Origin of the sequence: Marinobacter sp. VGCF2001, from assembly GCF_049943275.1 — a bacterium.
Classification (GTDB): domain Bacteria; phylum Pseudomonadota; class Gammaproteobacteria; order Pseudomonadales; family Oleiphilaceae; genus Marinobacter.
In genome coordinates, this window is record NZ_JBNFVX010000009.1 from 88,339 (window position 1) to 109,928 (window position 21,590).

Genomic DNA, 21,590 nt, shown 5'->3' on the forward strand with positions numbered 1-21,590 from the left:
CTCGGCGGCTCCCGGTTATTTACTTCTTGTTGGCGCGCTTACGCTCGTTTTCAGTGAGCAGCTTCTTGCGCAGACGAATAGACTTGGGCGTTACTTCAACCAGCTCGTCGTCGTCGATAAACTCCAGCGCCTGCTCCAGTGTGAACTTGATGGGCGGCACCAGGCCGATCACTTCGTCCTTACCGGAAGCCCGCATATTATCCAGCTTTTTACCCTTGGTGGGGTTAACCACCAGATCGTTGTCGCGGCTGTGAATACCACACAACTGGCCTTCGTAGATTTCCTGGCCAGGATCGAGGAACAGCTTACCGCGACTCTGGAGGGTTTCCAGCGAATACGTCAGGGCGGTACCGGTCGCCATAGACACAATCACACCATTCTGACGGCTGGTCACATCACCGGCCTTGATCGGCCCGTAATGGCTGAAGGTGGAGGTCAGGATGCCGGTGCCGGAGGTCATGGTCAGGAACGTATTCCGGAAGCCAATCAGGCCACGGGCGGGGATGGTGTAGTCAAGGCGAATACGACCTTTACCGTCCGGAATCATGTTGGTCATCTCGCCTTTGCGCAGCCCCATCTGCTCCATCACCGGGCCCTGGTGCTGCTCTTCGATGTCGACGATCACATTCTCGTACGGCTCCTGCTTGACGCCGTCGACTTCCTTGATCACCACTTCCGGGCGACCCACGGCCAGCTCGAAGTTCTCGCGACGCATATTCTCGATCAGAACCGACAGGTGCAGCTCGCCACGACCGGACACTTTGAATTTGTCGGCGGAATCGCCTTCTTCAACCCGCAGCGCCACGTTATGAAGCAGCTCCTTATCCAAGCGCTCCTTGATGTTACGGCTGGTCACATACTTGCCTTCTTTACCGGCAAACGGGGAATCGTTCACCTGGAAGGTCATGGATACGGTCGGCTCATCCACGGTCAGTGCCGGCAAGGCTTCGACGTTAGACTGATCACACAGGGTGTCTGAAATGAACAGCGTATCGAGACCACTAACACAGACAATATCTCCGGCCTGGGCGTTATCGACCTCTACCCGCTGCAAACCGGAGTGCCCCATGATCTTGAGAACCCGGCCGTTACGCTTCTTGCCGTCGGCGCCAATAACAGCGACCGGCGTATTGGTACTGACCTTGCCGCGCATGATGCGCCCGATACCAATCACACCCAGGAAGCTGTTGTAGTCCAGCTGGGAGATCTGCATCTGGAAAGGACCATCGCGATCGACGGACGGCGCAGGGACGTGATCAACAATAGCCTGGAAAACCGCGTCCATGTTGTCGTCGAGGTTTTCATGATCCATGCCGGCGATACCATTCAGGGCGCTGGCAAAAACAATCGGGAAATCCAGCTGCTCGTCTGTGGCACCCAGATTGTCAAACAGGTCAAACACCTGATCGACAACCCAATCGGGGCGCGCACCCGGGCGGTCGATTTTGTTGACCACAACAATCGGGCGAAGCCCCGCTGCGAAAGCTTTTTGAGTCACGAAACGGGTTTGCGGCATGGGCCCGTCGATGGAGTCCACCACCAACAGCACACTGTCGACCATGCTCATCACTCGCTCAACTTCACCGCCAAAGTCCGCGTGACCCGGGGTGTCTACGATGTTGATGTCGTAGTCATGCCACTTGAGAGCCGTATTTTTGGCAAGAATGGTAATGCCGCGCTCTTTTTCCTGGTCATTGGAGTCCATCACGCGCTCATTCTCGAGCTCTTTTCGGTCTAGCGTGCCGGACTGGCGTAGCAGCTGGTCAACCAGGGTGGTTTTGCCATGGTCAACGTGGGCGATAATGGCAACGTTTCTAAGCTTATCAATCACAACGGGTATCCTGAAGAAATTAGCGGCGCGCAGTATATCGAAAAGTCCAGGGGGATAATATGAAGATTGGCGTCTAATATGTAACCAATTCAATCCCGCACTGTTTTAAGGCGGCAACCCGCCAAACGCACTTATTTGGTGCGCACCTCCGGAGACTTCAGTGCTATGCTGGCCATCCATGATGCGCCATGTTAGCCCGAAGGCCTTGCGGCTGCGCTCTTCTGGCGCAACCAGGAAAAACTGGCAAGCTGATTGCTTAACCGTAATCAGCCGCACAGTGAAGGTACGGGATTCACGCTTCTGGTAAGCTGCCCGAACCTGAGAAAGATCGGCCTTCGAACATCGAACGATCCGGCACAACGAACACGTAAAACCTTACGGAGCATGCACAATGTCCAAGACGATTGATTTGATCAAAGAACACGAAGTCAAGTGGATTGACCTGCGTTTCACCGACAGCCGCGGTAAAGAGCAGCACGTTACCATGCCGGCCACCGAAGTAGACGAAGACTTTTTTGCCGATGGCAAGATGTTCGACGGCTCCTCCATCGCGGGCTGGAAGGGCATTAACGAATCCGACATGATCCTGATGCCAGACGATGAAACCTCCGTTCTGGACCCGTTCACCGAAGAAACCACGGTCAACATCACCTGCAACATCGTCGAGCCCTCCACCATGCAGGGTTATGAGCGTGATCCGCGCTCTGTTGCCCGTCGTGCCGAAGAATACCTCAAGTCCACCGGCATCGCCGATGGTGCCCTGTTCGGCCCGGAGCCGGAGTTCTTTGTATTTGACTCGGTCAAGTGGAACGTGGATATGCAGGGTGCGATGTACCATATCCACTCTGAAGAAGCGGCCTGGGTCTCCGGCGAAGATTTTGAACGCAATAACATCGGCCACCGCCCGGGCGTAAAAGGCGGCTACTTCCCGGTTCCGCCGGTGGACAGCCTGCACGACCTGCGTGGTGCCATGTGTGCGGCTATGGAGTCCATGGGCCTGGAAATCGAAGTACACCACCATGAAGTGGGCACCGCTGGCCAGTGCGAAATCGGCGTTGGTGCCAACACGCTGACCCGCAAGGCAGACGAAGTCCAGATCCTCAAGTACTGCGTGCATAACGTGGCGCACGCCTACGGCAAGACAGCAACCTTCATGCCCAAGCCGGTGGTTGGCGACAACGGTTCCGGTATGCACGTGCATATGTCCCTGAGCAAAGACGGCAAGAACCTGTTTGCCGGTGACAGCTACGCGGGCCTGAGCGAAGCGGCTCTGTACTACGTTGGCGGTGTGATCAAGCACGCCAAGGCCATCAACGCTTTCACCAACAGCTCCACCAACTCTTACAAGCGCCTGGTTCCGGGCTTCGAGGCGCCGGTTATGCTGGCCTACTCTGCCCGCAACCGTTCTGCCTCTATCCGCATTCCGTACGTGAACAGCCCGAAAGCACGCCGCATTGAAGTGCGCTTCCCGGACGCATCCGCCAACCCGTACCTGGCGTTTGCTGCCCTGATGATGGCCGGCCTCGACGGCATCCAGAACAAGATCCACCCGGGCGATGCCATGGACAAGGATCTGTACGACCTGCCGAAAGAAGAGGCCCTGAGCATCCCGCAAGTGGCCGAGACTCTCTCGGAAGCGCTGGACTGCCTGGAAGCCGATCACGAGTTCCTGACTCGCGGCGGCGTGTTCACCGAAGACATGATCGCCGGTTACATTGATCTGAAGCGCGGCGAAGTGGAAAAGCTGAACATGACCACACACCCGGTCGAGTTCGACCTTTACTACTCCTGCTAACAGATTGCACCAATATGGTGCAGCCTGTTAACCGTCAAGCCCCGCCCCGCGCGGGGCTTTTTTGTGGATTCGATCCCAGCCAGGGATCCGTAGCCCCGCCCTTAACGATATGTAACCTCCTGAAGCGCCCACGACGTTGAAATGGCCATCCCCGCAATCGATAATCGGAACAGTTCACTACGACAGGTTATTGCCATGAAAGCACCGATTACACTTGCCACGGCCCTGCTTATGCTGGTCTCGACCACCGCATACAGCGAGGTCTATCGCCACGTAGATGCGTACGGCAATGTCACTTTCTCCGATGAACCGATGGACGGCGGTGAAGAAGTTAAAGTAAAGCCCGTGACCACCATTACCCTGCCGAAACCCGAGGTGGTGCAGGAACCGGAGCAACTGCGCCAGCAGGCGCAACGTGAGGGCGCCGCTTATCAGTCTGTTTCCTTTCAGTATCCGTCTGACGAGCAGGCGTTTCACAGCGGAAACGGCAATGTCACCTTCGAGGTGCAAAGCAGCCCCGGCCTGCAAGAAAGCCATAGATTTGAAATTACGCTCGACGGCCAGCCTGTGGGCCAGAGTCGCTCCGGCACCGTCACCGTCAACAACATCGACCGGGGTACCCACAGCGCCGGCGTTCATATCGTGGATGGGGACGGCGTTCGGGTAAAAACTGGCAGCCCGATTACGTTTACCATCCACCGCCCGTCCGCGCTTAATTAAATTTCGCACCACCATGGTGCATTTGCACCAGGATATGACCATACTCTGGGCAGCCACAGGGCATTAACCGGGCTGCCTGCTCCCAGACCTTCCGCGCTTGCACCACGCTATAGCACCACGCGCCGGCGACGGCGCCCTTCCTGCCCGTTTATTCGCCACCCTCTGCCGGATGTTACAAAGCTGGTTCGTTTTTTGCAGCCTCAGGGATACACCCATGAACCGAGAACGGAAGCAACGCATGCCATCCCACCCAGTCGCGACAGCCGGAAGCAGCTACAAAAGCATTCTGGATAGCCTGACAACCGCTGTGCTGGTTCTCGGAGACGATCTTGCCATCCGCTATATTAACCCGGCAGCCGAGAGCTTGTTTGAAGCCAGTCTGACCCGCAGCCGCGGGCTGCCATTGCAAGAGATTCTGGTGGATTCCTCAGAGGCCCTCACCACTCTGTATGCTGCCCTGAAAAACGGACAATCTTACACGCGACGAGAAGCCGAATTCGGGTTGATCAGCGGTGCCCGGCTAACCGTGGATTACTCGGTTACCCCGGTAAGCCTGGACCCAACCGAATTGCTGATCGAAATCCAGCCTCGTGACAGGCTGATCCGGATCAGCCGGGAAGAAGACATCATCTCCCAGCAGGAAACCACCCGCATTCTGGTCCGGGGTATGGCCCATGAGATCAAGAACCCCCTGGGGGGAATTCGTGGCGCCGCGCAATTGCTTGATCGCGAACTCTCAGACGATGGCCAGCGTGAATACACCCGGGTCATCATCGATGAGGCTGACCGACTGCGAACCCTCGTCGACCGGATGCTGGGGCCCAATAAAGCCCTGAAAATGGCAGCCACCAACATTCATGAAGTTCTGGAGCGGGTGCGCACGCTGATTGAAGCCGAAAGCAAAGGGCGGGTCGTTCTGAAGCGTGATTACGACCCAAGCATCCCGGAGTTTTCCGGCGATAAAGAGCAACTGATTCAGGCGGTACTGAACATTGCCCGAAACGCCATGGAAGCGGCGTTCGAAAACGAGAGCCCCGGCAGCAACGCAGCGCCCCCCACCATCACCTTCCGCAGCCGGGCCCTGCGCCAGTTCACCATCGGCCATCGCCGCCATCGATTGGTGTGCCGCATCGACATCATCGACAACGGCCCGGGCATTCCGCAAGAACTGTTGCAGAATATTTTCTACCCCATGATCAGCGGTCGCGCGTCTGGTACCGGGCTCGGCCTTTCGATAACCCAAAGCATCATCGGCCAGCATCGCGGACTGGTGGAGTGTGAAAGCGAGCCGGGCAGAACCGACTTCATCATCTTCCTGCCCCTGGAGGACAACCAATGAGCCAATCGGCAAACGTCTGGATTATCGACGATGACAAAAGCATCCGCTGGGTGCTGGAACGGGCCCTGAGTCAGGCTGATATGCAGCCGAGAGTGTTCGACAGTGGTGATAGCATCATGATGCGGCTGGAACACGAGCGCCCGGATGCCATCATCAGCGATATCCGTATGCCCGGTGTCGATGGGATTACGCTGCTCTCGCAAATCGTCGAGCTGTACCAGGACGTGCCGGTGATTATCATGACAGCCCACTCCGACCTGGAAAGCGCGGTGACCAGCTATCAGACCGGCGCCTTCGAATATCTGCCAAAGCCCTTTGATGTGGACGATGCCGTGGCACTGGTCAAGCGGGCCGTTGCGCACAGCCATGAGAAACGTGCCACCAGCGAACCCCAGGCCGACAACGCACCCCGCAATACCGAGATCATCGGCGAGGCACCCGCCATGCAGGAAGTGTTTCGGGCCATCGGCCGGCTGTCGCACTCCAACATCACGGTGCTGATTAACGGCGAAAGTGGCACGGGTAAAGAGTTGGTGGCCCAGGCCCTGCACAACCACAGCCCCCGGGTACGCAACCCGTTCATCGCGCTGAATATGGCGGCCATTCCCAAAGATCTGATTGAATCTGAACTGTTCGGCCACGAAAAAGGTGCCTTCACCGGCGCGGGCGCGGTGCGGCAAGGGCGCTTTGAACAGGCCAATGGCGGCACGCTGTTTCTGGACGAAATCGGCGATATGCCCGCCGACACCCAGACCCGATTACTGAGGGTTCTGGCTGACGGGGAATTTTATCGGGTGGGCGGCACCACTCCCATCAAGGTGGATGTGCGCATCATCGCAGCCACCCATCAAGACCTGGAGAAACTGGTACAGGCCGGTAACTTCCGGGAAGACCTGTTTCACCGCCTGAATGTGATTCGCGTGCACCTGCCCAAACTGGCCGAGCGCCGTGAAGACATCCCCCGCCTGATGCAGCATTTCCTCAAGCGCGCCGCCAAAGAACTGGCCGTAGAGCCCAAGATTCTGCGCCCGGACGCCGAGGAATACCTGACCACCCTGCCCTGGCCCGGCAACGTCCGTCAGCTGGAAAACACCTGCCGCTGGCTGACCGTCATGGCCAGCGGCCGGGAGATCCACATTGATGACCTCCCCCCGGAACTGTTACACCAGGCCGACACCGAGCACGCCGCCACCGGCCTGACCTGGCAGGAAGGGCTGAGAAACTGGGCGGAACAGGAACTGAAACGCGGCAAGAAAGGCATACTCGATACCGCGGTGCCCGAGTTCGAAAAGATCATGATTGAAACGGCATTGAAGCACACCGGTGGCCGCCGCCGGGATGCCTCCATCCTGCTGGGCTGGGGGCGGAATACGCTGACCCGGAAGATTAATGAGTTGGGGATGGATCAGCCGGAGGGGGAGGAGGATTAAGACTCCTCCTTCGCCTTAGTCAGTGGCTTCCCGCCAATAGATGATACGGTCACTGCCTCGGTATACGCCGAAGGTAGCGATGCCTTCAGGGCTTTGGAGCGCATCAGAATCTGGATCCCGGCCCCAGAAGTCCATCAACCAATCATACTGACCAGGCACCTCACCACTGTCCAGATCAGCGCCGGATGAAAGAGGCCAGCGGAGTGTATCCGAGCCCCTGGAGCCATCGGGCACCAATCTCAAGTAGTATTCACCTGATCCGGTGCCCGGAATGAGTCCAGAAGCATCCAATGTGTGATGGTCTGACGATGTTTCAGCAGCATCAGTTATAGCCGTCAGGTCCGACGGAATACAAGCGCCTCCGTCACGGGCCTGCCAGGTACTGCCTGTCCATTCTTCCAGTCGGACCGGCATTAGTAATTCTTCGAGGTTTTCCGGACCATATACGTTGTCGAGAGCCAACCTACCGTAACGAACTTTAAATCCGCTGCCAGTATCTGGATCAACAGCCAGCCCTGCAATAAATGGGTACGGTAACGACGGCGCATCAACGCCATCGCTGTCTTCCAGAGACGTCAATTCGAACTCAAGACTCGGAGAGAAGGCGCCAACTCTGGCTTCGGGATTTTTCCTGTACCAAACGGCATCCTCCACGGAAAAGGTATAGTCCATCACCCCAGGACTACCCGACGTTATGCTGCCATCCCGCGAATCGAAGTCAGTAGACACCAGAGACGAATTATCACTGGTAGTCTGGGACAGGTCTGCAGAGGGAAATACTCGCTTCAGATCAGAATCCTGAAGTTTGAGGAAGCCGCCCCAAGTGTAGTTTTCGGTTATCCCGCCTTGGCGATTAAGTGCCCGGATCTGAAAGGAAGGTGGCACATACCAACGCATTGGCTGACCAATATAATGTAGATCGTCACTACCGTTAACGGCGCAACCGGCCTGCAAGACTCCATGGTCAGCAGTGGCCTCCACCATCTCCAGGCTCGCAGGCGTGAAACGCCCGACATCACGACTCGAACCACCTGGCAAAGCAGTGCCTAGATAGCTCTGCCCTGACACTATCCCGAATCTGAACACGCCAACTTCACTGACACTCTGCTGAATTGTAACTTCACCATCGTCGCTCTGGCCAAACTGAGCCTGGCTCACTCCGACATTACCCAAGGTGCCCTCTGAAGGAGGGGGCGCTATCAAGGAGTGGTCCAGATCGAGCGTGGCACGAAAGTTACGGGTGACCGAGTTGTTAACACACAGGTTTTCATTTCCTCCAGGATCACTGGCAACCGCCCTTAACCTCAGATCGAAGGAATCACCCGCAGCAGTCAGAACAGAACAGTTAGCCAGCGGAGAGTCACAGGCCGCATCAGGGGAAGTTGCCTCAATGCAAAAACCCACTGGCTTCGAGACAAACTGATCAGCCCCGGGCATAACCAGGCCCTGGTCATCAGTTGCTTCGGAGCCAACATAGGCTGCGTCGAGCTGTAACCGCCCTGCATCTGGATAATTTACGTTAATCGATGCCACACCATTGCTATCAAAATCCAAAAGAATAGATGTTGGACTGAGCGCCGAGCCGCTGATTTCCTCTCCCTGCACTTGCACCGCCGGCGTAGCCGACAGGTTTCCGGCGACAGGATTGATATATGAAGACCAGAATCTCACGCTTCGTTTCTCGCCTCGGAATGCTGGTACACAGGCCTGTTCCGGTGACCCCTCGGTTCTGACCGCTCGGACATCGATGCCTGACTGTCCCTCGTTAGCGAACATATCGGGGACGTCGAACACCAACCCTGTATCATAGAAGCGCAAATTGCAGTTCTCTGGCGAGAGCCCACTATTGCCCGACCGGCAAAGAGTAACAGACTGGGGTCTTGTCGAGGGGCGCGAACCAACTACTCCTAGCTCAACAGTACCCGTGGTCGTACGCCTCAATGTGGCGGTCGACTCCCCATTGTTGACCATCACGGTATTCCCACCAACCCAACCAGAGGGTGTCATGTCGGCTTCTACCGGGTCAGTGAACTGTTCCGAACAATCTGCATTGGCACAGGCACGTATGACAATGTTTTCCTCGCCCTGGCAGGTTAGCGCTAAACCGTCATGTTCAATCTCGAAATGGTGAACCTGGGCTCCGACCTTATTGATCTTGAGCGCACACAGTTCCAGGTCATCAAGTTCATGGACGTTAGTCGAGCCCCCGGTAGACCCGGTAATGGAAAGCAGGAGATTTTCCGGCACGGCGGCCTGCGACGAGTTATCCAACACGTCAAAGCGTGGAATTAACGTCTGCATACCAGAACCTGTGTCGCGGCTGACGGACACGAACGCGGTACCTGGCTCTGTTGAGTCCATCCGGATTTCATAGGTATGGGCGTTGAACTGACCGGTCGAATCTATAGCTGTACTGAGTGTTGGCGTACCTGCGAGATATGAATAACCGTCAGCACCCTCCCCCGAACCCCGAATGGAAACAGATTGCGGGGTACGGCCATTTGGCCTCCCGCCCTCACGCCCTTCAGACTGACTGGCGAAGTTGCCGTATTCATCGATTCCGATACCGAGCCAGCCACCGGCAAAGCCATCACCACCAGACGCCCCCGTTCTCTGTGCATAACCAAGAGAGCCACCGTAACTACCGGGTTGTGGCGTAATGCGAGCATCAGACAAGACAACCGCAATACCATCCGCGCCGGAACCACCATAAGCGTAGTAATTGAAACGCAGAATCACGAGGTTTCCATCACCAGGGATTTCGGCCTGTAACGTCGCGGCAGTGGCCTGATTGTTCTTGGCTTCTGTCATCCTGAGGCGCCCCGGTTCAACAACACTGGGAGTAAACTCACCGTTGGACCTGGAGGTTACCCAGAGGCTCTGATCAAGAGGGCCATCGTCAAAATCATCCTGAGTTTCACAGTTGAGGCCATCGAATTCATCCCGAACTCGGATGATGATCTGATCCCGGTCGAACTCGCTATAACCTATGCACCACAGATTAAAGACGCCGTTGTCGCTGCAATAATATGAAACGTATTCAACTGGATACTCACCTGGCTCCGTAAACGTGCGAGACCAAGTTACAGAACGATCGCATGGCGAGCCCTCATACCCGAACTGATCCTCGACAGCGCCCCCAACCGTCCACTGATCAACCCATTCGAAGTCGAAAGCAGCGCCTTCGGCAGCAGGACAATTTCGTGCTTCTACCGAAAAGTTAACAGTAGCTCCTGTTGTAACCTCAACGGGGCCCACATCTACTTCATTTGCCGAAAGCACAATATTTCTGTCACACAGGCCGGTTAGCAAAGACGAATTTACCAAACCAGATTCGTAGTCCACATCAGCAGCGCTAAGATCAATCGCTCCTGCAGCGGCAACTGCCCCTTGTATGTCAGGCGCTGAACCACCCCCTGGCGAACTACGCCCGATGCTGCCGCCAGCGTACACCAGACCATTAAATTCAGCGTTGTTACCAAATACAAGATTTCCCTGAACCGCAATCAGTAACTGGCTCGGATCGCCGTTAGCGTTTAAATCGACATTCGCTCCCATGTTCAGTGAGCCACTGACAAAGATCCTGACCTGTTCGTCGCTGGCAATGCTCAACGAATAGTTGTTGCCCAGAGTTGTTCCTGAAAAATAGTAGTCGCCAGCTGTCAGTGTAGAGCCAGAAGTTGGCCACGAATCACTACTCCAAGGCACCCCTGTGAGATTCAGCCCATTCGCACCAAGGTTGGGATTTATATCGCTTGCAAATACATCAGCACACTCAGCAGCATGGAGGGAACGGCTCACAAGGGCCAGGGCCATCGCTATCAGGCAAAACACGACACACTGTTTCAGCAACTTCATCGCACCCTCACTTCCACCGTCCGGGACGCTTCATCAAACCCCGAACCACAGTAGCCCTCGCTGGTTAGCGTGAAAATCTCGCCACCGGTACTCACGGAACACGTTATTTCTGCCCGGCAGGTAACCAGGCCTGCTTCCGAGAATTCAATCGACTCAGAAAAGCACTGCGGATTATCGGGATCAGCCAGAATTCTGCCCACACCAATCTGAGCACCGCTCTCGGCAGCAAAAAAAGCCCTTTGTGACTGTACTTGCAAGCTCACCGATTCGCTTGTTGACTGTTGCAACTGAGACATTCCCAATACCAGTAAAGCAAGTACTGTAATGATAAAAAGCGCGACAGGAAGGCCGGCTCCGCGCTGATCGTGAGGCTTTCGGTCAAGGTACATTACGAATCTGTACCTCCTGGCTGACATTCAGCGTTTCAGAACTTCCCGGACTTATCAGCTCAAATGAGAATGTCACTAACGCCGATCTTCTCAGGGTCGCAGGAGTAAAAGTGAACTCGGCCGGGCCGCCAAGATCCGCCACCAGAACCGCCGGAGTACCACTGGCGTAGGACTCATCAATATTGTAATTACTGTAAAGTACGAGCAGATTGCCGGACTCTGAGCAAAGCGCGTTTGGTTGTGACACCACGAATACACGGCGGGCAGGCGACCGGGCTTTGAACCGGTGAGATGAGGTCAATGTTATCGTTGCCGGATCAGTATCATTGCCGAAGCTTGCGATAGGTGGGGAGATCGGCCCAGGATTACTGAGCGGTGAACTGTAGAACCAGTCGGCTACATCTGCGGTAGGCCCACCATAACCATACACCACTACTCGCATCCCGTTGCCAGTCGGCACTTCAAAAAACGGAACTACTTCTATCTCGGTTCCGCCGCCTTGCGGCAGTCTGGAGTATCTTGTAGCCCCTTCAATCGGCTGCCACTCAAGGCAGTTGTTAGTTGGGCCGGTCAGGCGTATGGACAGCGGATGCGCCTCCCGCAGCATGCGAGTAATCTGCTCACTCACCACAACAGCCTTCAGCGCTCGCTGCTGCCTGTCGCTGGCATCTATCGCCTCTTGAGTAGAAAAAGCCACAAACTGAACCGATATCGTCGCCACAATCGCGAGCAAGACGATGACCATTACCAGTTCCACAAGCGTGAACCCTCCTGCACGACGCATCAGAAATTCACCCTGTAGGCTGCAAATACATAGTTATTACCCGAGGGATCGGTGACATTGATCCGAACTCGCTTGGCCTCTACATCCGCTTTAAGCTCGGCGACGGGGTTAGCCACGCAGTCCACATCGACGCTGACCCGAAACTGATTGTAGCCAGACTCCGGGTCGTCTGAAGCCGTCCAGTACCGGGACGGAACTTCATTGTCGATAGCATTGTAGTCGTCAACATCTTCATATTCCTCCCGATCTCGACCGGGAGTAATTGTTTTGCGGCAGCCACCTGGGTAACGCTGGCCTGCCAGTGCACTTTCATCGAAGGGACGAGCAAGAATCTCATCCATATAACGCTGTGCCAGAGCCACGGCTCGTGTCTGGTTGAGCGGGTCGGCACTGCGTCCGGCAATCAGGGAGAATGCCCCAACAACGCCCGCAATAGCGACACTGATAATGACGATGGCCATGACCAATTCCACCAGGGTGGCTCCGCGTTGGGCATGCATCAGCACGGCCCCCGGTAAATGGCCCCAAGAGGGCTCAGGCAAACCCGGAAAGTGGATTCGCCGGAAAAGGTGAACTGAACGTTATTACCCGAGGTTTCCGGGCGGCCGAAATGATCAAAAGTAATAGGAAAGGTGGCGCCGGTGACCGACAGAGATGTCCCACCGCTGTCAATCCGGAAAGGCTCCCGTGAGCCCACGGTGAACAGAAATTCGTCAGAGGTCGATGTCACGGTCAGCGTGTTCTGGCTGGTGTTACCCGCCAGCGCTGCCTGCTGGGCAAGCAGCGTGGCGGATTCCAGTTGCTGGGTGGCCAGCAAAGGGGAGAAGGCCGCGCTTCTGGCGAACAGGCCAATACCCACGGCAGAGAGGACTCCGATCAGGATGATAACCATCACAAGCTCTACGAGGGTATAGCCCGACGACCTTAGGGTTCTAATTATTCCCATGCCCCTCCAGACTTCAAACGACTCGATTCATAACGGGCTAAAACGTAATCCGCTTGGTATCAAGCTTCTGCCCGCCCTTGCCCGATGCTCCTTCGCAGTCTGCCCGCAATGTTAAAGTCGACTTTAGTTACAAGTAGTAGTGCCTGCATACTGTGGGGGGGTTACATTACCACTACCGTCATCTGCCGCTTCTGTATACGTAATTGTGCAGTCGCTGTCTAACTCGATCGTGGTTACCCCACTAGCGTGAGTAATAGTTCCTGCATCTATCTGCGCCGCTGCAACTATTCCATCATCCGATGCATTAGGATAACCATAGGCCAAATCGATCGTTACCCCCTCAAGATCAACTGTCTCGCCAGTTGCAGCCGATTGGTCACAACTTGAACTAGCCAGACAACGGGCTCGCGTGATCCCAACGGCCGATTTCATAGCGCCTAGAACACCGGCCCTGGCTGCTTTTTCGGCATCGCCTCCAAAATCCGCAAACCTCGGCAAAGCAAACGCCGCCAGAATCCCCAGAATCACAATCACCATAACCAGTTCGATCAGGGTGAAGCCTTTTTCTTTACGTGCTGCAATTGCTGTCATTGCGTTCATGTTGTTACTCCGTCTATTGCCAGTTGATATCTGTATTTATCAGTTAATCGTTGTTGTAATCTCGCCGTTGGCCGCATCGTATTCGATGGTGCTGCCTTCGTTGTCAAGCTGGTAGGTGTAGGTGCACACACTGCCCGAGCCGCTGGCGAGATAGTCCACCCCGGCTCCCGAATCGGCAACGTCTGGAGCATTCGCCTGCAGCAACGCTTCCCAGACGTTTACGCAGCGGGCGCCTGTCATGGTGACGTTGTCGCCGTTCGCCGGACCAGTATAAGTCTGGCTTCCAGCGGAAACCGGCCAGCCATTGGCGGAAATATTAACCGTCTCGTCACCAAAGCCAGCCAGGTCTTCGGTGGCGGTGGTGAAGCCATTTGTCACCCATTGAGCTTTCGCCAGCGCAACCCCCGCACTCAACGCCCCAGCGGTACCCTTAATACTCGACTGATGCGCCTGTTCCGAAAGCTGCGCAAACCGCGGCAGCGCAAACGCTGCCAGGATGGCCAGGATGGCGATTACCACCACCAGCTCGATCAGGGTGAAACCTTTTTGCTTCTGTTTGCTGTTGTACTGCGTCATTCGTCAGCCTCTTGCCTGTTCTATCGTGTTGGCCATTCAGCGCCTGGCGTCCTGCCGGTTCACTGTGGTTTGCTGGAACGGTACCGGCCTCAGTGTCAGGCCGGTGAGCCGTTCGTCTTGCTCCCGCAGGTTATTCCGGTTGCGGTCAGCAAATTCGGTTGTCACTCGCCAGGCGATCGGCTGTTCGGGTTTCACGCGCTTGCCTTCTATGGTTATCGGCTGCTTCGGTTTATAAATTAACCAACCCCTGGCCGTTTCGCCTGTTTCTTTTTGTTGCTGGTTTGCAAAACACCAGCTGCCGGAGTCCGGCTCGTTCTCGCCACAATCGCCCTTGTAGCTCGCCCATTGGTGATCAAGCCAGCTGAAGGGATTACGCCCTTCCAGGCGGGCCAGGTTCTGATCCCGGCTCAACATGGCTTCCGCACCTTTAATCACCAGCGAGGAGCGAAGCTGCGTCAGCACCATGGCCACGCTTTGCTGTTCCACCTGCTGCAGCTCTCTTTCCAGCCTGCCCAGCAGCACCCACCAGAGCACAAATAACACCACCAGGGCCGTCAGCATCCGCATCCGCCTGGCATTGGCCAGGCCATCAGCCGAAGACCAGCGTGGCGCCTGCACCTAGCCCCGCCCCATGGCGGCCGCTCCCAGATCCCAGATCGGCAGGAACACCCCCAGCGCCAGTATCAGTACCAGAATCCCCATGGCCACGATCAGGATCGGCTCGATGGATTCCGCCAGCCGTTTCAGGCCATAGTCCACATCTTCGTCGTAGAAATCCGCCACATTATTAAGCATGTCATCCACCGAACCGGTTTCTTCCCCTACAGCGATCATCTGCAGGATCAGGGGCGTGAACATTTCGCTGTGCCGCGCGGTTCTCAGCAGGCTTTCACCGCGTTCAATACCAAGCCGCATGTCTTTGATATGGCTGCCGATCCAGGCGTTGTCGGTGGCGTCGGCCACTACCGTCAGCGCATGCGTAACCGGCATCCCGGCCTTGAGCATGGTGGCAAAGTTACGGGCAAAACGGCTGAGGGTAATCAGCTCCAACAGTGGGCCGATGATGGGCAGCTTTAGCTTGTAGCGATCCCACATCAGCCGGCCCCGATCGGTCTGCTTCCACTGGCGAATCAGCACAGCACCGGCAGCCCCCGCAAACAACATCACCGGCCAGTACCCGAGCAGGAAATTCGACGTGCCTACGAGCACCTGGGTCAGGAATGGCAAGTCTGCGCCCAGCTTGGCAAACACCGAGGCAAAGCGCGGAATGACAAGGAAGTTCACCACCATCAACGCCGCCAGCAGTGCAATGACCACGAATGTTGGGTAGCGAAGTGCCTGTTTTACCCGCCGTTTGGTGTCCCGTTCCAGCTCCAGAATCTCCGACAGGCGCTTGAACGAATCATCCAGCATCCCGGTGTTCTCCCCCACGTGAATCATGGCGATGAACAGTTCGGAGAACACTTTCGGGTGGGCCTGCATGGCCGTGGCCATGGTGGTGCCGCCTTCCAGCCGGTTGGTAATGTCTTCCAGCACCTCCGCCAGCACCGGCGAGCGCGTGGTTTCTGCCAGCCCGCGCATGGTGCGGATCAGCGGGATGCCGGCCTTGGTCAACGCGTGCATCTGGCGGCAGAACACAATCAGCTCATCCAGCGTGACGGCTTTCCGGAACAGCGGCAGCTGGTTCAGTTTGTCCAGTGCCGACGAGGTATCTTCCTGTTCGCGAATGGTCAGCGGCGTAATACCACGGCGCATCAGTTCGCTGGCTGCCGCGTCCGGATTGGCGGCGGTCAGAGAACCTTGCTGAACAACGCCCCGGTTGTCCTTGCCCCGGTAACTGAACTGCATCAGCTATCCACTCCTATGGCGGTATCGCCGCCCAGGTCATCGGCATCCACCGACATGTCGGCTTCCGATGTGGCCGCTACTCGTGCCACTTCCTGCAAAGAGGTAACGCCCTGTAGGGCATAGTCCATGGCGCACTGCCCCAAAGGCCGATAGATGGGGCTTCGGCGGGCGGCCCGGGTAAAGTCAGAGACATCCTTGCGGCGCAGCGCATCCAGCATGTCCTCGTCCATTTCCAGCATTTCGTAGACGCCAAGCCGGCCCTTATAGCCGGTGTTGCTGCACTGATAGCAGCCCTTGCCGTGGATAAAGCCGGCTTCAATATCAAGCGGATCCAGGTCAAAGGACTGCAGCCAGATCAGCTCCTGTTCGGTGGGCTGGTAGGGCTCTTTGCAGTTTTCGCATACCCGCCGAACCAGGCGCTGAGCCACCACGCCCAACAGTGAACTCGCCACCAGGAAGGGCTCCGCCCCCATATCAATCAGGCGCATGGCACTGCTGATGGAATCGTTGGTGTGCAGGGTGGACAGCACCAAGTGACCGGTCATGGCGGCACGCAAACCAATCTCGACGGTTTCGTGGTCACGCATTTCACCCACCAGAATGATGTCCGGGTCCTGGCGCAGGGAGGCGCGCAACACGTTGGCAAATTCCAGTCCGATTTTTGGATTCACCTGAACCTGGGTAATCCGTGGCAACCGGTATTCCACCGGGTCTTCAGCGGTGATGATCTTGACTTCGGGTTTGTTCAGTTCGGTCAGCGCGCCATACAGGGTCGTGGTTTTACCGCTGCCGGTGGGGCCGGTTACCAGAATCATGCCATGGGGCTTTTTGATCAGCTTGCGGAAACGCTCCAGCAAGTGCGGCGGCATGCCGGTGCCCTGAAGGTCCAACATGCCCTGGCTCTGGTCCAACAAACGCATCACCACCGATTCACCGTACTGCACGGGCATGGTGGATACCCGCACATCGATACTGCGACCTTTGACTCGCACGTTGAAACGGCCATCCTGAGGCAAGCGCTTCTCGGAAATGTTCAGACCGGCCATCAATTTCAGGCGCAGGACCAGCGCCGCGTTCACGCGCTTTTCCTTCATCACCTGTTCCTGAAGCACACCATCCACCCGCTGGCGGATACGCACCACCGACTCATCCGGCTCGATATGAATATCCGAACTCCGGGCCTGCACGGCGTCTTCAAACAGGGTCTGCAATAGTTTGACCACCGGGGCATCGGCGCTTTCGGATTCGGCAGACAGGTCCGCCAGGTCGAAGGCATCATCGCCCAGCTCGTCTTCCAGTTCCTCGGCCAGCGAGGCAATCTCGTCGGTACGGCGGTAGACCAGGTCCAGCGTGTTGAGCAGTTCGCTCTCCCGGACAACTGCCTGTTTGATGGGCTGTTTGAGCACCCGCACCAGTTCATCGTAGGCAAAAATATCCAGCGGGTCGGCCATTCCCACCAGCAACTCGCCCCCCTGTTCCGCCAGCACAATCGCCCGGAACCGGCGCGCGAGGGCCTCAGGCAACTTCTTTACCAGTTCGTTGTTGAACTGGTAGTGGCGCAGTTGAACGAACGGCACCTCCAACTGGCGGGAGAGGATGTTGAGCAGGTTATCCTCATCCACATAGCCCAGATCAATCAGGGTGCGGCCCAGCTTTCGGCCGGTGTTCTTCTGCTCACGCAGCGCCGTCATCAGCTGCTGTTCGGTGATGACGTCGTTCTGGACCAGCAGGTCACCTATGCGAATTTTTTTCTTCGGTTCTGTGGTCATGATCCTGCCTGCAATGCGTTCAAGCGTTCACGGGCGTAGTCCGCCAGCGCCGGAGACAGCCCCGGCAAGGAGGCCGCCTGGGCATAAGCCTGTATCGCGCTGCGGGCGCGACCGCCGGTCTCCAGAGCGATGGCAAGGCCCAGCCACCAGGCGGGCCGGCTGTCGTCGTAGGCGATCAGCTCTGCCCAGTGGCCGGCAGACGCCTCGCTCTTACCGGCTTGTTGCAAGAGGGTCGCCAGCGTTATTCGGTACTCCGGGTGTTTGGCTACCGCCGGTACTCGCCCCGAGAGTGTGGCCAACGCCCGGTCAAGCTGCCCCAATTCCAATAACGCCCGGGCTCGCAGCAAGCGCAGGCTGGCATACTCATTGGTGACCGTCTCTGGCAGCCAGTTCAACGCCCGGTCGGCGTTACCCTGAACCAACAGCTCACGGGCGACAACCTCCCGGCTGTTCGGAGCGGATTGGCGCTCCGTTAATGAGGCCAGCAAACCCTCAGCCTCTTGGCTCTGCCCTTCTGCCAGCAACCGGGCCAATGTCCGGCTGGAGCGCAAATCTATCGATTCCGGCGTTTCCCGGGGCTGCTTCACCGTGGAAGAAGGCGCAGTGGCCGCTGGCTCGGGCCCGCCTGCACCTTCCGTTTCTGATTCCGGCAACCCACTGTTCCGGGCAGCAGGTGCGTGTTTCTCTGGCACTGCCGGACGCTCGGGAGTGACCGGCGCAGCAACAGGGTCGTCCTTTTCTCCGCCACTCTGTGCCACCGCCCCGGCACGGGGCTGAGTAGGCGATTCTGTGTTCAGCACGGCTTCGGGGGCCGGATTCGAGGCAGGCATGGGCGGCTTCGAAACAGGCTCTTCCGTGCTCGTTGTCATTACCGGGGCTTCCGCCACTGGCGGCTGTTCCGCTGCGCTAACACTCTCAATGTCGGGAGCGCTGGTCACTTCTGGCTGCGCCTTGTTCGCGGAGCTATCCGGCAAGAAAAACCATCCAGCGGCCACCACAGCAAAAACCAGGCAGAGAACAACCACCAGGGCCACCTTGCCCGCACGGCTCTGGTGAGCCCCGGACGGGTTACCGGTATAGACCGGCGCTACCTGTGGCTTCGCCTGGCGCTGCTCTGCGGCCCGCAAGGCATCATTCAGCAGGCTCATAACCACCTCCCGAACAGGCCGAGAGCCCGCACACTTTCGGTATCACGAACTGCCAGCAAGGCATGGCGCCGGCTGACCTTCGGCTCACCCTGCCCCCAGGCTGCCAGCATGGCCTTGTGCGCCAGTACGTTCACCAGCCGTGGAATGCCTCCGGAGGCGCGCCAGATAATTTTCAGGGCGCCGGGGGTAAACAGTTCGCCACCGTTGTATCCGGCCTGCGCCAGGCGGTGCCGTAGATAATGGGCAACGGAATCGCGGGTCAGCGGCTGAAGTCGAGTCTGGAAGGTAATGCGCTGGCGTAACTGGCGCAGGCTGTCCTTGCTCAGTATCTGGTCCAGCTCCGGCTGACCAAACAGCACAATCTGGAGCAGCCGCGCACTTTCGGTTTCCAGGTTGGTGAGCAGGCGTAACGCTTCGATGGTCTCTTCGGGCATCGCCTGGGCTTCATCAATCACCAGCACCACCGGTTTCTGCGCCATCGCCAGCTCGATCAGCTTTTCATTCAACGCCTTGAGAATCTGATGCACATTGGCACACACGGCTACGTCAACGCCCAATTCCTCGGCCACGGCCTCGTAGAGGGTATCCGGTGGCAGGTTCGGGTTGGGCACGTAAGCGGTGCAGGCTTCTTTGTCGAGTTCATTGAGCAACAGGCGACACAGCAGGGTTTTGCCGGTGCCGACTTCCCCGGTTACCTTGATAAAGCCTTCCCGCTGCCTTATTGCCACCAATAACAGTTCCAGGGCATCAGAATGACCTGGCGCCCGCAGGAAGTAGCGGGTATTGGGGGTCAAGGCAAACGGTGCTTCCTGCAGTCCGAAGTGGCTCTGGTACATCAGCGCGGCGCAGTTTCAGGCTGTGGTTTGACCGATTCCGAGGAGTTCAGCAACGTTCGCAATACCTCCATGCGCTCGCGGGAAGCCCGGACATCCGCCTGCATCTGGCTGGCGTTGGCGACAACCGGCCGCAGCAGAATCACCAGTTCGCTCTTGCGGGATTCAAACTTGCGCTGCTTGAACAGTTCACCCAGCAGGGGAATATCACTGAAAAACGGCACGGCGGAGTTGTCGTCTTCGCTGGAAGACTGTATCAGGCCGCCAATTACCACAATCTGGCCACTCTCCGCGCGGATAACACTGTCGGTTTCCCGCACCGTGCTTCGGGCCAGCGGCAGGGTCACATCCCGTTCCCCAATCGTAATTACCTTTTCCTGATCCGCCACTTCGCTTACCGAGGGGTGCACATGCAGGGTAATGGCGCCGTCTTCGGCAATCTGTGGCGTTACATCCAGCGAGATACCGGAGAAGAACGGCGTCAGTTCGACGGAGGTCGAGGTGCTGTCGGTGGCCGTGACAGCAGAATTGTTGTCGTCGAAATCGATATCGGTGACAAAGAATTCATCGGTGCCGACCTTGATCACCGCTTTCTGGTTGTTGATGGTCGAGATTCTCGGGCTGGAAAGAATCTGGACATTGCCCTGGCGCCCCAGCAATTCGATCACCGCATTGAAGCTACCCTCGCGAATCGTGGCAGAGAACAAGCCGCCAATGTCCGACGTTCTGATGACCTGCCCGGTCACACTCTCGAAGGTGAATTCAGCGGGCAAACCGTCGCTGGCGGTAACGGATGAAGCACTCTGCAGGTCGGACCAGTTAATCCCCTGCTGATAGCCTTCGTTCAGCCCCACCTCAAGAATTTTGGCTTCGAGCACCACCTGGCGCTGCATGATCAGTTCCGTGCGGCGCAGGTAGTCCTCCACCAGGCGCAGATCCTCCGATCCGGCCCGCACCATCACCAGGCCGGCACCCGGATTGACCACCACCTGGCCACCCTCGTCACCGACGATCATGCTCAGGGCGTCACGGATATCCTGCCAGAAATCCGATTGGGTCTGGGTTGAAATGGTGGTACCGACCAGGTTCCGGGTTTCGCTATCGCCACTGTCGCTGCCGGCGTCCGAGCCACCGCCGCGGACGCTGCTGACCTGGCCGGAGCTCACCCGGGTTTCCGAACCCCCTCGGCGTTTGAAATGCAGATAATCGATCGGAAACAGGCGAGTCTGAACCCGGTCTGCAGACACCTGGTAAAGCCGGCCTTTACGGGTAATTTCAAGACCATAGAGATCAGCGGCAATCTCCATCACTTCTGGTACCGACACATCATTCAGGCGCAGGCTGACCGGCGTGGACACCTCCGGGCGCACCACAACGTTGTAACGGGTGCCTTCCACCAGCGCCTCGAAAAAGCTGCTGGCCGGCACATCAGAGGCGTTCACATCAAAACGCTCATCCTGCTGCGCCCCCCGGCTCAATGAGGGCAATAACTGGCTGCTGATCTCGGCAGCGGAAGGCGCAGGGGGGCGACCGCTGTCACCCTCAGTCGGCTGGCGCTGCTCCGCCTGCTCAAGGGTGCTGGCAATCTCGTCGGCCACATCGGTGGAGGTTGCCGCCGAGGTCCGCATCAATGGATTGTTGCTGCAGGCCGAAACCAATAAGGCCAGTGCTGTCACCAGGCTGGTTGAGGCGATGGGTCTGAATGCGTTCATTATTGTCCGCTT

Annotated in this window: 18 protein-coding genes; 4 read left to right on the forward strand and 14 right to left on the reverse strand. The window is 57.3% G+C overall.

What is annotated here, in order from left to right; all coding sequences use genetic code 11:
* Positions 1 to 19: 19 nt before the first annotated feature.
* Positions 20 to 1,831, reverse strand: coding sequence for a translational GTPase TypA (typA, locus tag ACP2AU_RS10585; protein ID WP_426376116.1), 1,812 nt, complete (start codon positions 1,829 to 1,831; stop codon positions 20 to 22).
* A 391-nt stretch (positions 1,832 to 2,222) separates the two neighbouring features.
* On the opposite strand from typA, the gene glnA reads away from it, so the two are divergent.
* The 4 genes from glnA to ntrC all read left to right on the forward strand — a co-directional run bounded on the left by glnA (position 2,223) and on the right by ntrC (position 7,115).
* A complete protein-coding gene (gene glnA, locus ACP2AU_RS10590; protein ID WP_426376118.1) occupies positions 2,223 to 3,626 on the forward strand; it encodes a glutamate--ammonia ligase in 1,404 nt (467 codons plus the stop codon).
* 195 nt (positions 3,627 to 3,821) lie between these two features.
* On the forward strand, positions 3,822 to 4,346 hold the full coding sequence (locus ACP2AU_RS10595; protein ID WP_426376120.1) for a DUF4124 domain-containing protein: 525 nt from the start codon (positions 3,822 to 3,824) through the stop codon (positions 4,344 to 4,346).
* Between the two features lie 238 nt (positions 4,347 to 4,584).
* Positions 4,585 to 5,685: a nitrogen regulation protein NR(II) gene (gene glnL, locus ACP2AU_RS10600; protein ID WP_426376121.1), complete on the forward strand. Its 1,101-nt coding sequence runs from the start codon at positions 4,585 to 4,587 to the stop codon at positions 5,683 to 5,685.
* Entirely contained in the window at positions 5,682 to 7,115 is a 1,434-nt protein-coding gene (ntrC, locus tag ACP2AU_RS10605) for a nitrogen regulation protein NR(I) (protein WP_426376122.1), read from the forward strand. Before glnL ends, ntrC begins: the two co-directional genes overlap by 4 nt.
* Before the next feature lie 15 nt (positions 7,116 to 7,130).
* On the opposite strand, the gene ACP2AU_RS10610 is transcribed toward ntrC, so the two are convergent.
* The 13 genes from ACP2AU_RS10610 to mshL all read right to left on the reverse strand — a co-directional run bounded on the left by ACP2AU_RS10610 (position 7,131) and on the right by mshL (position 21,578).
* The gene (locus tag ACP2AU_RS10610) at positions 7,131 to 10,973 is read right to left on the reverse strand and encodes a DUF6701 domain-containing protein (RefSeq protein WP_426376124.1); all 3,843 of its coding nucleotides are present in this window, start codon (positions 10,971 to 10,973) and stop codon (positions 7,131 to 7,133) included.
* Entirely contained in the window at positions 10,970 to 11,362 is a 393-nt protein-coding gene (locus ACP2AU_RS10615; protein WP_426376126.1) for a pilus assembly PilX family protein, read from the reverse strand. The genes ACP2AU_RS10610 and ACP2AU_RS10615 overlap by 4 nt, the downstream gene beginning before the upstream one ends.
* On the reverse strand, positions 11,352 to 12,146 hold the full coding sequence (locus ACP2AU_RS10620; RefSeq protein WP_426376128.1) for a PulJ/GspJ family protein: 795 nt from the start codon (positions 12,144 to 12,146) through the stop codon (positions 11,352 to 11,354). The genes ACP2AU_RS10615 and ACP2AU_RS10620 overlap by 11 nt, the downstream gene beginning before the upstream one ends.
* Positions 12,146 to 12,646, reverse strand: a complete 501-nt coding sequence (locus tag ACP2AU_RS10625) for a type IV pilus modification PilV family protein (RefSeq protein WP_426376130.1) — start codon at positions 12,644 to 12,646, stop codon at positions 12,146 to 12,148. The genes ACP2AU_RS10620 and ACP2AU_RS10625 overlap by 1 nt, the downstream gene beginning before the upstream one ends.
* A complete protein-coding gene (locus ACP2AU_RS10630) occupies positions 12,646 to 13,092 on the reverse strand; it encodes a pilus assembly FimT family protein (protein WP_426376132.1) in 447 nt (148 codons plus the stop codon). Before ACP2AU_RS10630 ends, ACP2AU_RS10625 begins: the two co-directional genes overlap by 1 nt.
* A 123-nt stretch (positions 13,093 to 13,215) precedes the next feature.
* Positions 13,216 to 13,692 carry a type II secretion system protein gene (locus tag ACP2AU_RS10635; protein WP_426376134.1) on the reverse strand — a complete coding sequence of 159 codons (477 nt, stop codon included), beginning with the start codon at positions 13,690 to 13,692 and terminating at the stop codon, positions 13,216 to 13,218.
* Positions 13,693 to 13,731: 39 nt separating this feature from the next.
* Complete coding sequence (locus tag ACP2AU_RS10640) at positions 13,732 to 14,268, reverse strand: prepilin-type N-terminal cleavage/methylation domain-containing protein (protein WP_426376136.1); 537 nt, start codon at positions 14,266 to 14,268, stop codon at positions 13,732 to 13,734.
* A gap of 36 nt (positions 14,269 to 14,304) precedes the next feature.
* Complete coding sequence (locus ACP2AU_RS10645) at positions 14,305 to 14,886, reverse strand: hypothetical protein (protein WP_426376138.1); 582 nt, start codon at positions 14,884 to 14,886, stop codon at positions 14,305 to 14,307.
* Entirely contained in the window at positions 14,887 to 16,116 is a 1,230-nt protein-coding gene (locus ACP2AU_RS10650; RefSeq protein ID WP_369612364.1) for a type II secretion system F family protein, read from the reverse strand.
* Positions 16,116 to 17,885 (reverse strand): GspE/PulE family protein, encoded by a 1,770-nt coding sequence (locus ACP2AU_RS10655; protein ID WP_426376140.1) that lies wholly within the window; start codon positions 17,883 to 17,885, stop codon positions 16,116 to 16,118. The genes ACP2AU_RS10650 and ACP2AU_RS10655 overlap by 1 nt, the downstream gene beginning before the upstream one ends.
* Positions 17,882 to 19,033, reverse strand: coding sequence for a tetratricopeptide repeat protein (locus ACP2AU_RS10660; RefSeq protein ID WP_426376142.1), 1,152 nt, complete (start codon positions 19,031 to 19,033; stop codon positions 17,882 to 17,884). The genes ACP2AU_RS10655 and ACP2AU_RS10660 overlap by 4 nt, the downstream gene beginning before the upstream one ends.
* A complete protein-coding gene (locus ACP2AU_RS10665; RefSeq protein ID WP_426376144.1) occupies positions 19,030 to 19,869 on the reverse strand; it encodes an ExeA family protein in 840 nt (279 codons plus the stop codon). Before ACP2AU_RS10665 ends, ACP2AU_RS10660 begins: the two co-directional genes overlap by 4 nt.
* Positions 19,869 to 21,578 carry a pilus (MSHA type) biogenesis protein MshL gene (gene mshL, locus ACP2AU_RS10670; RefSeq protein ID WP_426376146.1) on the reverse strand — a complete coding sequence of 570 codons (1,710 nt, stop codon included), beginning with the start codon at positions 21,576 to 21,578 and terminating at the stop codon, positions 19,869 to 19,871. The genes ACP2AU_RS10665 and mshL overlap by 1 nt, the downstream gene beginning before the upstream one ends.
* Positions 21,579 to 21,590: the final 12 nt, after the last annotated feature.

Bases quoted from the DNA above. Each gene is read 5' to 3' on its own strand.
- glnA (WP_426376118.1), top strand. From the start codon at position 2,223: ATGTCCAAGACGATTGATTTGATCAAAGAACACGAAGTCAAGTGGATT.
- ACP2AU_RS10595 (WP_426376120.1), top strand. From the start codon at position 3,822: ATGAAAGCACCGATTACACTTGCCACGGCCCTGCTTATGCTGGTCTCG.
- glnL (WP_426376121.1), top strand. From the start codon at position 4,585: ATGCCATCCCACCCAGTCGCGACAGCCGGAAGCAGCTACAAAAGCATT.
- ntrC (WP_426376122.1), top strand. From the start codon at position 5,682: ATGAGCCAATCGGCAAACGTCTGGATTATCGACGATGACAAAAGCATC.
- ACP2AU_RS10610 (WP_426376124.1), bottom strand. From the start codon at position 10,973: ATGAAGTTGCTGAAACAGTGTGTCGTGTTTTGCCTGATAGCGATGGCC.
- ACP2AU_RS10615 (WP_426376126.1), bottom strand. From the start codon at position 11,362: ATGTACCTTGACCGAAAGCCTCACGATCAGCGCGGAGCCGGCCTTCCT.
- ACP2AU_RS10620 (WP_426376128.1), bottom strand. From the start codon at position 12,146: ATGCGTCGTGCAGGAGGGTTCACGCTTGTGGAACTGGTAATGGTCATC.
- ACP2AU_RS10625 (WP_426376130.1), bottom strand. From the start codon at position 12,646: ATGCATGCCCAACGCGGAGCCACCCTGGTGGAATTGGTCATGGCCATC.
- ACP2AU_RS10630 (WP_426376132.1), bottom strand. From the start codon at position 13,092: ATGGGAATAATTAGAACCCTAAGGTCGTCGGGCTATACCCTCGTAGAG.
- ACP2AU_RS10635 (WP_426376134.1), bottom strand. From the start codon at position 13,692: ATGAACGCAATGACAGCAATTGCAGCACGTAAAGAAAAAGGCTTCACC.
- ACP2AU_RS10640 (WP_426376136.1), bottom strand. From the start codon at position 14,268: ATGACGCAGTACAACAGCAAACAGAAGCAAAAAGGTTTCACCCTGATC.
- ACP2AU_RS10650 (WP_369612364.1), bottom strand. From the start codon at position 16,116: ATGCAGTTCAGTTACCGGGGCAAGGACAACCGGGGCGTTGTTCAGCAA.
- ACP2AU_RS10655 (WP_426376140.1), bottom strand. From the start codon at position 17,885: ATGACCACAGAACCGAAGAAAAAAATTCGCATAGGTGACCTGCTGGTC.
- ACP2AU_RS10660 (WP_426376142.1), bottom strand. From the start codon at position 19,033: ATGAGCCTGCTGAATGATGCCTTGCGGGCCGCAGAGCAGCGCCAGGCG.
- ACP2AU_RS10665 (WP_426376144.1), bottom strand. From the start codon at position 19,869: ATGTACCAGAGCCACTTCGGACTGCAGGAAGCACCGTTTGCCTTGACC.
- mshL (WP_426376146.1), bottom strand. From the start codon at position 21,578: ATGAACGCATTCAGACCCATCGCCTCAACCAGCCTGGTGACAGCACTG.